The organism is Amycolatopsis sp. cmx-11-12 (genome assembly GCF_046269425.1).
Taxonomy (GTDB): domain Bacteria; phylum Actinomycetota; class Actinomycetes; order Mycobacteriales; family Pseudonocardiaceae; genus Amycolatopsis.
Genome location: NZ_JADNQM010000002.1, coordinates 254,017 through 266,195, shown reverse-complemented (window position 1 = coordinate 266,195; position 12,179 = coordinate 254,017). Strand labels below are relative to the sequence as shown.

At 68.2% G+C, this 12,179-nt stretch carries 13 protein-coding genes and 1 tRNA gene; 5 read left to right on the top strand and 9 right to left on the bottom strand.

Translation table 11 applies throughout. The features are described 5' to 3' along the window. Position 1: 1 nt before the first annotated feature. Together ACLARN_RS03725 and ACLARN_RS03720 are read right to left on the bottom strand one after the other, a co-directional pair. A complete protein-coding gene (locus tag ACLARN_RS03725) occupies positions 2–1,189 on the bottom strand; it encodes a BtrH N-terminal domain-containing protein (RefSeq protein ID WP_409489855.1) in 1,188 nt (395 codons plus the stop codon). 53 nt (positions 1,190–1,242) lie between these two features. Further along, entirely contained in the window at positions 1,243–2,211 is a 969-nt protein-coding gene (locus ACLARN_RS03720; protein ID WP_409489854.1) for a YncE family protein, read from the bottom strand. Between the two features lie 145 nt (positions 2,212–2,356). Between ACLARN_RS03720 and htpX the strand changes: the two genes are divergently transcribed. The 3 genes from htpX to ACLARN_RS03705 all read left to right on the top strand — a co-directional run bounded on the left by htpX (position 2,357) and on the right by ACLARN_RS03705 (position 5,862). After that, a complete protein-coding gene (gene htpX / locus ACLARN_RS03715; protein ID WP_409490012.1) occupies positions 2,357–3,223 on the top strand; it encodes a zinc metalloprotease HtpX in 867 nt (288 codons plus the stop codon). A gap of 248 nt (positions 3,224–3,471) precedes the next feature. After that, the gene (locus ACLARN_RS03710; protein WP_409489853.1) at positions 3,472–4,542 is read left to right on the top strand and encodes an LLM class flavin-dependent oxidoreductase; all 1,071 of its coding nucleotides are present in this window, start codon (positions 3,472–3,474) and stop codon (positions 4,540–4,542) included. Between the two features lie 3 nt (positions 4,543–4,545). Then, positions 4,546–5,862 (top strand): NtaA/DmoA family FMN-dependent monooxygenase, encoded by a 1,317-nt coding sequence (locus ACLARN_RS03705; protein ID WP_409489852.1) that lies wholly within the window; start codon positions 4,546–4,548, stop codon positions 5,860–5,862. Here ACLARN_RS03705 and rfbA read toward each other — a convergent pair. After that, positions 5,852–6,733: a glucose-1-phosphate thymidylyltransferase RfbA gene (rfbA, locus tag ACLARN_RS03700; protein WP_409489851.1), complete on the bottom strand. Its 882-nt coding sequence runs from the start codon at positions 6,731–6,733 to the stop codon at positions 5,852–5,854. The two genes, ACLARN_RS03705 and rfbA, sit on opposite strands and share 11 nt — an antisense overlap. A gap of 53 nt (positions 6,734–6,786) precedes the next feature. After that, the gene (locus tag ACLARN_RS03695; protein WP_409489850.1) at positions 6,787–7,935 is read right to left on the bottom strand and encodes a sialidase family protein; all 1,149 of its coding nucleotides are present in this window, start codon (positions 7,933–7,935) and stop codon (positions 6,787–6,789) included. Between the two features lie 181 nt (positions 7,936–8,116). Between ACLARN_RS03695 and ACLARN_RS03690 the strand changes: the two genes are divergently transcribed. Continuing rightward, positions 8,117–8,800, top strand: a complete 684-nt coding sequence (locus tag ACLARN_RS03690) for a hypothetical protein (RefSeq protein WP_409489849.1) — start codon at positions 8,117–8,119, stop codon at positions 8,798–8,800. 52 nt (positions 8,801–8,852) lie between these two features. Here ACLARN_RS03690 and ACLARN_RS03685 read toward each other — a convergent pair whose 3' ends face one another. Continuing rightward, positions 8,853–9,344 (bottom strand): YajQ family cyclic di-GMP-binding protein, encoded by a 492-nt coding sequence (locus ACLARN_RS03685; RefSeq protein ID WP_005152002.1) that lies wholly within the window; start codon positions 9,342–9,344, stop codon positions 8,853–8,855. A gap of 119 nt (positions 9,345–9,463) precedes the next feature. On the opposite strand from ACLARN_RS03685, the gene ACLARN_RS03680 reads away from it, so the two are divergent. After that, positions 9,464–9,545 (top strand) — tRNA-Tyr (locus tag ACLARN_RS03680). A gap of 158 nt (positions 9,546–9,703) precedes the next feature. Here the strand turns inward: ACLARN_RS03680 and ACLARN_RS03675 are convergent. The 4 genes from ACLARN_RS03675 to ACLARN_RS03660 all read right to left on the bottom strand — a co-directional run bounded on the left by ACLARN_RS03675 (position 9,704) and on the right by ACLARN_RS03660 (position 12,165). Then, a complete protein-coding gene (locus ACLARN_RS03675; protein WP_409489848.1) occupies positions 9,704–10,702 on the bottom strand; it encodes a hypothetical protein in 999 nt (332 codons plus the stop codon). A 9-nt stretch (positions 10,703–10,711) separates the two neighbouring features. Continuing rightward, positions 10,712–11,038 carry a hypothetical protein gene (locus ACLARN_RS03670; protein WP_409489847.1) on the bottom strand — a complete coding sequence of 109 codons (327 nt, stop codon included), beginning with the start codon at positions 11,036–11,038 and terminating at the stop codon, positions 10,712–10,714. A 113-nt stretch (positions 11,039–11,151) separates the two neighbouring features. Continuing rightward, on the bottom strand, positions 11,152–11,523 hold the full coding sequence (locus tag ACLARN_RS03665) for a hypothetical protein (RefSeq protein WP_409489846.1): 372 nt from the start codon (positions 11,521–11,523) through the stop codon (positions 11,152–11,154). A 72-nt stretch (positions 11,524–11,595) separates the two neighbouring features. Next, complete coding sequence (locus ACLARN_RS03660) at positions 11,596–12,165, bottom strand: dihydrofolate reductase family protein (RefSeq protein ID WP_409489845.1); 570 nt, start codon at positions 12,163–12,165, stop codon at positions 11,596–11,598. Positions 12,166–12,179: the final 14 nt, after the last annotated feature.

Sequence of the window (12,179 nt, the reverse complement as noted above, 5' to 3'; positions counted from 1 at the left end):
TTCACTCCATCAGGGCTTCGGAGAGCTCGCGGATCGCGGTGCTCTCGGCGGTGTGGATGTCCCGGATCTGCGTGCCCATCGCGGCGAACAGATCGCCGACCTCGACGTCGGTGAACGGCATCTCGTCGTTGTAGTGCGCGCGGAGTTTCCACATCTCCTCGCCGGCCGCGGCGGCCGCGTCCTGCCCCGCGTCGCCCTCGCGGACGCCCGCCGACACCGTGCTGACCAGCCCGCGCACCCAGGCGAACTCCGCGTTCGACGCCGGGACGGCGGTCTCGGCCAGTTCCGCCCAGCGTTCGGCGATCCCGCGCCAGGTCGTGGCCTGTTCACCCAGGGCGGGGAGGTCGAGCAGCCCGGAGGCCTCGGTGAGCGCGTCGGCGAACAGCCCGCGCAGATGCCCGCCCTCCATCCCGGCCGGGGTGACGCTTTCCCAGACGTTGAGCAACGCCCCGACGAGACCGCGCCGCTCGCCGAACGCGCGCGGCCAGCCCTTGGGGTCGCGTTCGTCGGTCATCGCCTTCGCCCAGCGCCCCCAGGCGGGCAGCGAGAACGACTTCGACGACGCCGAGAGGTTCCGCGCGCAGTCCGTCAGCCCGCCGCGCACGGCCACCCGCCAGTCGGCGACCTCGCCGGGCTCGATCGTCGCGAGCAGGTTCTTGTACGAGCCGACCCGGCCGCGCGCGGCGTCGAACGTCTTCCGGTCGACCGTCAGCGGGGCGAAGTTCCGGTCGTCGACGAGCACCCGGCCGTCCTCTTCGCCGTACGCGACGACGAAATGCCCGCCACCACCGGACATCTCCGGCGGCAGATGCCAGTAACCGAGCGACTCGCGGTCGGGCAGGACGATCACCGGCCGCCCCGCTTCGAGGTCCGCGGTGAGCCGTTTCGCGGCGGCGCGTTTGCCGCCGGTGGTGTGGATGTCCGCCCGCAGGCCCAGACGGTCCACTGTGGACTTCAGCCACTCCTGCGGATACTGCCAGCGCGCACGGAAGCCGAACACGATCGTCGACATCGTCTCGTGCGCGAAGTCCCACAGGATGTATCCGGCCCCGGTCCCGCCGGACGCGGCGAAGATCAACGCCTCACTGGGCGCCTTCCCGTCCGGTCCTTCGACACCGTGGTGTGCCAGTACGGCGGCCACCGCCGACACGTCCGGTTGCAGCCCGCCGCGCAATTCGTACTCGCTCACCCCGCCATCATGCCCGCGGGTGGCGGGGCGGGCGAGTGTCGTCAGAGCTTTCCTCAGAAATCCTTGATCAAGGAAACCCTGCCGCGCAAGGGATCCGTCACGTACACCGTTTTGGCGCGCTGGTCGACCGCGACCGCGCCCGGGTTCACCCCGAGTGACAGGTCACCGGTGAGCAGGTTCGTCACGCCGTCGACCCGGGCGATGCCGTTGGGGCCTCCGTTGGTGTAAACGGTGTTCGTGCCTTGGTGGACCGCGACGGCCGACGATTCCGAGCGCAGCAGCACCGTCGCCTTTTCCTTGCGCGCGTCCGCGTCCACAACGGACAGATGATGGATCGCCGAATTCGCGACGAACACCGTGCCGGTCCCTCGGTGCACGGCGACCCCGGTCGGTGACTTGCCCACCTTGACGCCGCCGGTGAACTTCTCCGCTCCGATGTCGAAGATCTCCAGTGAGTCCGTGCCCGTGCTGGTGCAGTGCGCGAGTTTGCGGCCGCCGTCCACCGCGATCGAGGACAGGGCGGGTGTGGGCCCCGGGACCAGTTTCAGCAGGCGGCAGCCGACGCCGTCGAGGACGGCGAGCTTCCCGGTGAGGTCGCTGACCGCGTAGATGCGGTTCGCCTGCTCGTCGACGTCGACACTGGACGCCCCCGGACCGGCGGGGATCACGCTGACGACGTCGTTGGTCCGCCCGTCGACGACGAGGACGGTCCCGGCGGGCGGATTGGTGACGAAGACCCGGTTGGTCACGGTGTCCACCGCCAGCCCGGCGGGCTGGCCGCCGACCGGGATCACCGCGCCGACGGTGTCGGTCCGCGAGTCGAGCACGACGATCGTGCCGGTGGCCGGGTCCGAGACGTAGGCGAAGCCGGTGACGGAATTCACCGCGATCGCCTCCGGGGTGCCCCCGACCTCGACGAGGAGGACTTTCTGGGCTCTGGCCGCCGGCGCGAAGGCGACCGCGGAAGCGCCTGCCGCGGCCAGCGTGAGCAGGGCTCGGCGGCTCAGTTCGGGTCCTCGCACAGGCGCCTCCCGATGATCGTTCCGGGGCTCGACGATAACCCGCGGTCCGGCCGGGCGAAGGAACTTAGCGTCCCCCGATCGCGTTGTTTCCGATGAGTAACCTCCCCTCGTCCGAATGCTCGGAGAAAGAAAGGAGCAGGACGCCGTGCACAAACACCAGAACGGGCTGAAGACCGTCGTCCTGCTCGGCGTGCTGTCCGCGCTCATCGTCGGGATCAGCGGGTTCTTCGGACGGGGCGCGCTGGTCATCGGCCTGCTGGTGGCGCTCGGGGTCAACGCCTACGCCTATTTCAACTCCGGCAAGCTGGCGCTGCGGGCCATGTGCGCCCGCCCGGTTTCCGAAGCCGAGCAGCCGGCGATGTACCGGATCGTGCGTGAACTGGCGACCACCGCGCGTCAGCCGGTGCCGCGGCTCTACATCAGCCCGACGCAGGCCCCGAACGCGTTCGCCACCGGCCGCAGCCCCCGGCACGCGGCGGTCTGCTGCACCACCGGCATCCTCGGCCTGCTCGACGAACGCGAACTGCGGGCCGTGCTGGGGCACGAGCTGTCCCATGTCTACAACCGCGACATCCTCATTTCCTGTGTCGCGGGTGCGCTGGCGAGCGTGATCAGCGTGATCGCCAACATCGCGATGTTCACCAGCGTCTTCGGCGGCGGCAACCGCGAGGACGGCGACAGCCCGCTGGTCGCGTTGCTGCTGGTGCTGATCGGGCCGATCGCGGCCGCCGTCGTGAAGCTCGGGGTGAGCCGGTCGCGGGAGTACCAGGCCGACGCGTCGGGCGCGGAACTCACCGGCGACCCGCTCGGGCTGGCGTCGGCGCTGCGGAAACTCGACCGGGGGACGCGCGCGGCGCCGCTCGTGCCAGAGCCGAAGCTCGTGTCGCAGTCGCACCTCATGATCGCGAACCCCTTCCGGCCGGGCGAGGGCCTCTCGAAGCTCTTCTCGACCCACCCACCCATGGCCGAACGCATCCGCCGCCTGGAGGAAATGGCCCGCCGCCCCTTCTAACCCCCCGCCGTTTCGCGTTTAGCCCCCTAATCGCGACGCGCCTCCAGATCGCGTTTAGCGGGCTAATCGCGACGCGCCCTCGGGATCGCGATTAGGGGGCTAATCGCGACGCGCCCCCGGATCGCGATTAGGGGGCTAAACGCAGGTCGGCCTCCGGAGCGCAGTTAGCGGGCTAAACGCGATCGGCCGCCGGGTGTCTCACCTCGTGGGAGGGGGAATCGAGGGGTGGGCGGGGGAGTTCCCCGGGCATGGGTTCCGCACAGCAGTTGCACCTCGGGGTCGCCCTCGACGGGGCAGGCCACCACCCGGCCGCCTGGCGGGTTTCCGACGTCCGCCCGGCCGCCTTGTTCACCGCCGCCCAATACCTAGCGCACGCGAAGCTCGCCGAAGCGGCTTCGCTCGACTTCGTCACCCTCGATGACACCCTCACGCTCCAGCCAGGCGGTGAAGAGGTCGTCCGGGGCAGGCTCGACGCGCTGCTGACCTTCGCCGCGATAGCCCCGGTGACCAGCGGAATCGGCCTCGTCCCGACGGTCACCACCACGCACACCGAGCCGTTCCACATCTCGACGGCCGTCGCTTCGCTCGACTTCGCGAGCCGCGGCCGCGCCGGCGTCCTCGCGGTGCCTTCGCGCACCGAAGCCGAGGCCGCGCACTTCGGCAGGCGCACCCTGCCGTCCGAGGTGGACGCCGAAGCGGAGAACGCCGAGGTCGTTGACGTCATCGCGCGCCTCTGGGACAGCTGGGAGGACGGCGCGATCATCCGCGACGAGTCCACAGGCCGCTTCATCGACCGCGAGAAACTGCACTACGTCGACTTCGAAGGCCGCTTCTTCAGCATCAAGGGACCTTCGATCACGCCGCGCCCGCCGCAGGGCCATCCCGTCGTCGCGGTGTACGGCGACTCGCCGTACGCGCGCGGCGCCGACGTCGTCCTGATCGACGAGGTCCGCGACGCCCGCGAGCGCTTCCCCGACGCCAAACTCCTGGCCGGACTGTCCATCGTGCTCGCCGAGACCGAGCAGGCGGCCGTCGACCGCCGCCACGCACTGGAGGCCTACGCGCCCTTCCCGCCGGGCCTGAGTTTCACCGGCACCCCCACCGACCTCGCCGCCGAACTGCCCCGTCTCGCCAACGCGGGCGACCTCGACGGCTTCCACATCAGGCCCGCCGTCCTGCCCGACGACCTGGCGCTCTTCACCGCCGAGACCGTCCCCGCGCTCCAGGGCGCCGGCCTGTTCCGGCAGACCTACACCGGCACCACCCTGCGCGACCACCTCGGCCTCGGGGTCGCCGCCAACCAGTACGCGGAGGCGTGACAGATGCCCAAGCAGGTCAAACTCGCCGCGCACTTCCCCGGCGTCAACAACACGACCGTGTGGAGCGACCCGCGTTCGGGTAGCCAAATCGACTTTTCGTCCTTCGAGCACCTGGCGCGCACGGCCGAGCGGGGCAAGTTCGACTTCCTGTTCCTCGCCGAAGGCCTGCGCCTGCGCGAGCACGCGGGCGAGATCCTCGATTCCGACGTCGTCGGGCGGCCGAACACCACCACCGTGCTGGCCGCGCTCTCCGCGGTCACCACCCGGCTCGGCCTCGCGGGAACACTGTCGTCGACCTTCAACGAGCCGTACGAGGTCGCACGCCAGGTCGCCAGCATCGACCACCTCTCCGGCGGTCGCGCCGCGTGGAACGTCGTCACCTCACCCGACGCGTGGACGGGGCAGAACTTCCGGCGAGGTGGCTTCCTCAAACGCGAGGACCGCTACCGTCGCGCCGAGGAATTCCTCGCCACCGTGCGCGAACTCTGGGACAGCTGGGCGCCCGACGCGTTGGTGGGGGACAAGGAGAACGGCGTCTTTGCCCGCGGCATCGGCCGCTTCGTCCACAGTGGACAGCAGTTCGACATCCGCGGTGAGTTCACCGTTCCGAGGACGCCGCAGGGGCAGCCGATCGTCATCCAGGCAGGGGATTCCGACGAGGGCAGGGAATTCGCCGCCAAGACCGCCGACGTCATCTTCAGCCGCCACGGTTCGCTGGAAAGCGGCAAGGAGTTCTTCGCCGACGTCAAGCGACGGCTGCCCGCCCACGGTCGCGAGCCCGGCGAGCTGCTGATCATGCCCGCCGCGACGTTCGTCCTCGGCGACACCGAGGAGGACGCGCACGAGTACGCCCGCGAGATCCGCTACCAGCAGGTGCGCCCGGCGACCGCGATCCAGTTCCTCGAACAGGTCTGGAGCCGCGACCTCTCCGCCTACGACGCCGACGGCCCGCTGCCCGAGGTCGACCCGGATCCCGACGCCGAACCGCTCACCTGGGGCCGCGTCCGGCACGAGAAGGATCCACTGGCCGTGGCCGCGAAATGGCGGGCGATCGCGGAGGAGAAGAAGCTCTCGATCCGCGAACTGGTCATCGAGGTGACCGCGCGCCAGCAGTTCGTCGGCACCGCCCGGCAGGTCGCCGAATCGATCGACGAGTACGTCCAGAGCGACGCCGCCGACGGCTTCGTGCTGGTGCCGCACCTGACCCCTGGCGGACTGGACGCGTTCGTCGACGACGTCGTTCCGCATCTCCAAGAGCTGGGTGTCTTCCGGACCGACTACACCGGCGACACCCTGCGGGAGCACCTGTTCAGCCGGTAGCGCCTTGCGTACGCGCGACGTTCATCAGGTATTCGCCGTAGCCGGACTTCGCGAGCTTCGCGCCGAGCGCGAAGCACTCGTCCGCGTCGATGAAGCCCATCCGCAGCGCGACCTCCTCGAGACAGGCGATCCGGACGCCCGTCCGGTGTTCGAGGACCTGCACGAACTGGCCCGCTTCCAGCAGCGAGTCGTGCGTGCCGGTGTCGAGCCAGGCGAACCCGCGACCAAGGTCGATCAGGGTCGCGCGGTCCTGCCGCAGGTAGGCGAGGTTGACGTCGGTGATCTCGAGTTCGCCGCGCGGGGAAGGCTTGAGGTCGCGGGCGATCTCAAGTACCTGGTTGTCGTAGAAGTACAGGCCGGTGATGGCCTTGTTCGACTTCGGCTTCTCGGGCTTCTCCTCGATGGAGAGGAGCTTGCCGTCGGCGTCGATCTCGCCGACGCCGTAGCGCTGCGGATCCTTCACCGGGTAGCCGAACAGCACGCAGCCGTCGAGCGCGGTCGCGGCGGCTTGCAGCCTGCTGGAGAAACCCTGGCCGTAGAAGATGTTGTCACCGAGCACGAGCGCCACTTGGTCGTCGCCGACGAAGTCCGCGCCGATGACGAACGCCTCGGCCAGCCCGTTGGGGGCGGCCTGCTCGGCGTAGCTGAAACTGAGCCCGAACTGGCTGCCGTCACCGAGGAGCTTGCGGAAGTTCGGCAGGTCGGCGGGGGTCGAGATGATCAGGATCTCGCGGATCCCGGCGAACATCAGCACCGAGATCGGGTAGTAGATCATCGGCTTGTCGTAGACCGGCAACAGCTGTTTCGAGATGGCCTGGGTGATGGGATGCAGCCGCGTCCCGCTGCCCCCCGCCAGCACGATGCCCTTCATCCAGCGCCCCCGCTTCGTAGTCGTCCGACCTGCGACTCACACTACCGGGTGGATCAGAACGCCGGACCCTTCGCGAAATAGGCCTTGCAGCCGTCGTTGTATTCGGTGGAGATCTGCAACACGTTCTTGCCGCCGTCGACCGGCAGCAGTGTCGAGCTGTAGTTGGGGCAGAAGTTGTTGTGGATGCCGGTGACATGGACCGGCGCGGGCAGTTCGTACCAGTTCCCGGCGCCGAAGTTGTCGTTGGCGAGCAGGACCTTGCCGTTCTTGCCCTGCGGGACGCCGGCGGCGTTGGTGTAGATCTGCCCGACCATCACCAGCCGCACGCCGTTCGGGCCGCCGGGGAACAGCGTGATCGTCTGGGCGTGCTGGAAGTAGTTGCCGCTGGCGGTGTTCACGCGGGTTCCGGGATCGAGCGGGTCGCCCCAGTTGGCGCCGTCGGAGGAGATCTTGAAGTACGGGTCGCAGTAGCGGTTGCCGTAGTTGCAGATCTCGTACGCCAGGTAGTACCGGCCGTCGGGGAGGCGCCGGATGATCGGCATCCCCGGCCGGACCCGATGGGGCGGGATGGCCATCGTGCGCTGCTTGGTGCCCCAGTGCACCCCGTCGGTGGACGCGACCCGGTTCATCACCTGCGCGAACTGCGGCGCCTCGGTCTCGTCGGCGTAGTGCAGCCACAGCGTGCCGCCCGCGTCGACGACGAACTCCGGCTCCCAGATGCCGTCGTGGTTGTGCGAGCGCGCGGCCTCGGACAGGAAGGACCAGCTGCGACCCGCGTCGCGGCTGTACCAGATCTTGATGCCGATCCGCCGCTGCGGACCGGCGTCCTGACGGTAACTCGCGGCCCACAGCAGAGTGCCCGCGCGCAGCCTGCCGACCCGCTGCGGCAGCTCGTACAGCGTTCCGCAGCACATGCCGTTGCGACCGTCGCGGTCGCGGACCTCGCCGATCTTGTGAAAGCTCTGGCCCTCGTCGGTGCTTTCCATGATCGGGGTGAACTTGCCGCTCGAGTCTTCGCTGGTCAGTGACGCGAGGATGCGGCCGCGGCCGATGGCGGAATGCTCCAGGCGGATGAGTCGCGCGTACGAGCCGTAGCCGGGAACGAGCTGCTGCCGTTCGGCGGCCTGCGCCGAAGTGAGCAGCGACGCGATCACGGTGAGTGACAGTGCGAGGGCGAGTACGGTGCTGAGTCGGCGCTTCATCGTGACCTTCCTCGAACGCGAACGCCGGATTACATCACGGGCATTTGTCCATTTCGGACTCCCGCGAAGGCGTCGCGGCAGAAACCCACGCGCGGGTGACCCGAATCGCTCGGCCGGGTGGCGCGGTAACGCTGGGCGATCACCCGGCGAAGATCCCTTGGGGGCTCGACTAGGGGGATACGTGATCAGGCGTTTGTGCGCGGCCTTGAGCGCCGTGCTGCTGACCGCAGGTCTGGTGGCCTGCTCTCCGCCGAACATGGGCCGAGTCGTCCCGCGGGCCGCGTCCGAAGGCCTGCGTGATTCCTCCGGCGTGCCCACCCCGCCGCCGACGTCCACGACCACCCCGCCGCCCGGCCCCCAACCCCCGGAGAAGCACTCGGGCAAGGGAAGCGCGACGGTCACCATGGCCTGGCCGATGCGCATGGGCTTTGTGACCTTCGACTGTCCGAAGTGCTCCGGGCACGTCGCGGTCAACACCGAGAACGAGCTGATCGTCAACGACAGCGGCCCCTACAAGGGCACGCAGTGGATCAACGACATGCCCGGCTACCGGGCGAAGACGTTCACGATCAAGGCGAACGCCGCCTGGACGCTGACCATCACCGACGAAAGCGGCCTGCCCGTGCTGGAGCCGGGCAAGCCCCTCTCGGGTAAGAGCGAGGCCGTCTTCTCCGTGCCCGACACCGTCTCGTCGGTTGCTGTCACCACCAAGAACAGCGGTCGCACCGCGGTGTGGGTGCACAGCGACGACTTCTCGGATCTCCCCGTGAACCAGCTCGGCGACTACAAGGGCGACGTTCCCGTGCCCGGCCCCGCGTTCGTGTCGATCGAAGGCGACGAGACCTGGACGGTCACCGCGTCGTAGGTATGACGAAGGCCACCTTCGGTGCTCCCGAAGGTGGCCCTCTTCGCTGAGATCAGCGGTAGTTCGTGAACTGCAGCGCGATCTCGAAGTCCTTGCCCTTGAGCAAGGCGATCACGTCCTGCAACTGGTCCTTCTTCTTGCCGGACACCCGCAGCTGGTCGCCCTGGATCTGCGCCTGGACCCCCTTCGGGCCCTCGTCGCGGATGAACTTGGCGATCTGCTTCGCCTTGTCCGACGCGATCCCTTGCAGGATCTTGCCGCCCACCTTGTAGATCTTGCCGGACAACGCCGGCTCGTCCGCCTCGAAGGCCTTCAGGGAGATGCCGCGCTTGATCAGCTTCTCCTTGAACACCTCGACCGCCGCCAGCGCCCGCTCCTCGGTCTCCGACTCGATCGCGATCGCCTCCTCGCCGGACCAGTCGATCTTGGTCCCGGTACCCCGGAAGTCGAACCGCGTACCGAGTTCCTTGCTGGCCTGGTTCAGGGCGTTGTCCACCTCCTGGCGATCGACCTTGCTCACCACGTCGAAAGAGGGATCCGCCACGTGTTCTCACACCTCGTACTCGCTTGTCAGGAGCTTCCACCCTAGCCCTGTGTAACCCGGTTGACGGGCCCGCCACGGCCTTGGGTATTCTTTCATCTCGACCGGGCTTGCCCGGCCACGGCGAGTTGCCCGAGCGGCCAAAGGGATCTGACTGTAAATCAGACGGCTACGCCTTCGGGGGTTCGAATCCCTCACTCGCCACACCAGAGCGGCCCCGTGACCACGTCACGGGGCCGCTCTTGTTCGTGCCGTGTCCGGCCCTGATGCCGGGCCGCGTCCCCTCGCCGTGTGGATTTCGGTGCATTGGATGACCCGAAATCCACACAGCCCACCCCTCACCATGTACCGGCGGGCGCGGCTCAGGTCCCGACGGGCGGACCGGGCGGCCGGTGTTCTTCCTTCTTCTTCTCGGCAGGCATCTCCGGCGCGGGGGTTTTGCCCGCCTTCTCGGCGAGTTCCGGGGTCAGGTTCGAGTTGGCCAGCGAGAGCAGTTGCGCCAGCGTGAGACCGGTCTTCCCTTCCCAGCTGGGGATGTGGTCCTTCCACTCCAGGTCCGCGGCGTTGCGGGCGTCGATGTGGGCGAACAACCTGTCCATCCGCCCGTTCAGTGCCTTCACGGCGTTGCGGTAGTTCTCCATCACCTTGTTCAGCTGCTGCTGGAACGCCCACATCACGTCGGTGACCCCGCTGCTGATGCCGACGTCGATGTGCGTCGAGTCCCCGCCTTGAGTCTGCGTGGGCGCTCCGGACGCCAGGCCACTCGTTCCCCACAGCAGCCTGACCACGTCGAGGCCGAGTTTCCCGTTGGGAATCTGGCCGATCGCGAGCTCGGCGACCTTGCCGCAGAAGAGCATGGCCGCTCGCATGTCGGTGCCTTCGTCGAGCCGGTCCAGTGCCGAGTCCAGCGACATCCCCAGCTGGTGCAGGTCGTTCTTGCGGGCGGCCTGCACCGCGAACGCCGCGTCCAGCAGCCCGGACGCCTCGGGCAGATAACCCTCGGCGTCGTCGATGTTCTCGGATCCGCCCGCGAAGTACCCCAGGTGACTCTGCACCATGTCGAGATACTTGGTGTACTCCCGCGACGCCTCCCCGGACCAGTGGGTGACGAGCCGGTTGCCGATGCCTTTCAGGATGTTCCGGGACTCCTCGAACGCCTCCTTCTTCCGGAGGATGTCGCCCGGCGCCCCCGAGAACGCGCCGAGATCGCCGTCCACGGCGAACTTCAGCCAGTCTCGCAGTGGCTGAAGCAGGAAAAGGGTGTCGTCCGAGGCGCCTGGCGTCGCGGGCCACTCGCTACGGGCCTTGTCGCACAGGCTGTTGTACATCGCCGTGAAGGCGACTGGACTGAAGTCGGTCATCGAAGTCCCCTACTTCCCGACGATCTCTCGTTCGACCCGCTCGTACATCTCGGCGATGGTCTTGAGCCGTGACGCCGCCACGTCGAGCGAATCGCTGATGCCCACCCCGCCCATGATCAGCAACGCGATCAGCTTGTTCCGGTTGCGGCCCAGCTCGGTGGCCTCGTCGACCTCGGACCCGAACGCTTCGACGGGTGAGGTGTAGAGATCACGCATCGACGTCGACGCCGTTCGGACCAGGTTCTCGGCGCTGGGCATCCCGGTGCCGCCCTTGTCGTCCGTGGCCATGGTTTTCAAGTCGTCGATCTCGACGCTGAAGCCCTTGGGCTGTGGCATTTGACTCCTCCATGTCACTTAGGCCGGTCGACTTGCAGACGTCCGGAGACGCTCGTCGGTTTCCTGGGCCACTCGGTCGGGCGAGTATCGATCGCGTCTGCAAACGCGGGCGCTCACCGGCCGGGATCCGGCCTCGGTGGCCATGCCGGATGCCTGCTCGGTTCAGCCAGGTCTTCGAGGTAGGTGAACCCGCTGAAGTCGTCGTCCGTCGGAGGCGGTTTCCGCGCGCGCCGGGGTTCGGCCGGCGCGGGCGCGGGTTGGACGTCCGCGGCGACCTCTGCCAAGAGCGGCCACAGCTTTTCCTGGGCTTTCGGAGTGAACAGTGCCTGCGCGAGCGGATGCGGGCATGTTCCGGCGGCGACTTCTTCCCAGCTGAACTTGCCGTCCAGCACGCAGTCCGCCGCCCGGGTCAGCCGCGGCGGCGCATCGGGCCGGGCGGCAGCGCGGCGATACACCTCGGCCGTGAACTTCGACGCGTCGACCATGACCGCCACCTCCGTCGTTCCCCAGCCGCTACGCAGGAGTACGCCGACCCTACCGAGCGGTCGGTGAGCACGTCATTCCGAAGAGGACCGGTAGCGCAGCAGCACGATCCCCGAGGTGAACGTCCGTTCCTCCACCAGCCGAAGCTTCGGAACACCGGTCGCTCCCTCGAACAGCCGCCGCCCTTCCCCGGCCACGACGGGATAGACGAACAGCCGGTACTCGTCGACCAGCCCCTCGGCGATGAGCGCCCGCACCAGCGAGATGCTGCCGGTCGTCACGATGTCCTTGCCCTCGGCGGCCTTCAGCCTCTCGATCTCCGAACGCACGCCACCGGAGAGCACCGTCGTGTTCTCCCACTCCGGCTCCGTCAGCGTGCTGGAGACCACGTACTTGCTCACGGAGTTCAGATAAGCCGAGATTCCTGTCGTGTCGGCGGTCTGCTTCGGCCAGTAGCCGCGCATGTCTTCGAAGGTGACGCGTCCGAGGAGGAACGCGTCGGCGTTTTCACGTTGTTCGTGGAGCGCGGCCAGGACATCGGACAGGTCGACGTCCGGATCGCTGTCGCCAGGGCTGAACCAGTCGCCCGCCAGTTCGATCACGCCGTCGATCGTGCTGTTCTCCGTCACGACCAGATCCCGCATGAACAGACCGTACC

Coding starts and splice junctions, on each gene's coding strand:
- ACLARN_RS03710 (WP_409489853.1), top strand. CDS start 3,472: ATGGGTTCCGCACAGCAGTTGCACCTCGGGGTCGCCCTCGACGGGGCA.
- ACLARN_RS03660 (WP_409489845.1), bottom strand. CDS start 12,165: ATGCGGGATCTGGTCGTGACGGAGAACAGCACGATCGACGGCGTGATC.
- ACLARN_RS03695 (WP_409489850.1), bottom strand. CDS start 7,935: ATGAAGCGCCGACTCAGCACCGTACTCGCCCTCGCACTGTCACTCACC.
- ACLARN_RS03665 (WP_409489846.1), bottom strand. CDS start 11,523: ATGGTCGACGCGTCGAAGTTCACGGCCGAGGTGTATCGCCGCGCTGCC.
- rfbA (WP_409489851.1), bottom strand. CDS start 6,733: ATGAAGGGCATCGTGCTGGCGGGGGGCAGCGGGACGCGGCTGCATCCC.
- ACLARN_RS03705 (WP_409489852.1), top strand. CDS start 4,546: ATGCCCAAGCAGGTCAAACTCGCCGCGCACTTCCCCGGCGTCAACAAC.
- ACLARN_RS03670 (WP_409489847.1), bottom strand. CDS start 11,038: ATGCCACAGCCCAAGGGCTTCAGCGTCGAGATCGACGACTTGAAAACC.
- ACLARN_RS03675 (WP_409489848.1), bottom strand. CDS start 10,702: ATGACCGACTTCAGTCCAGTCGCCTTCACGGCGATGTACAACAGCCTG.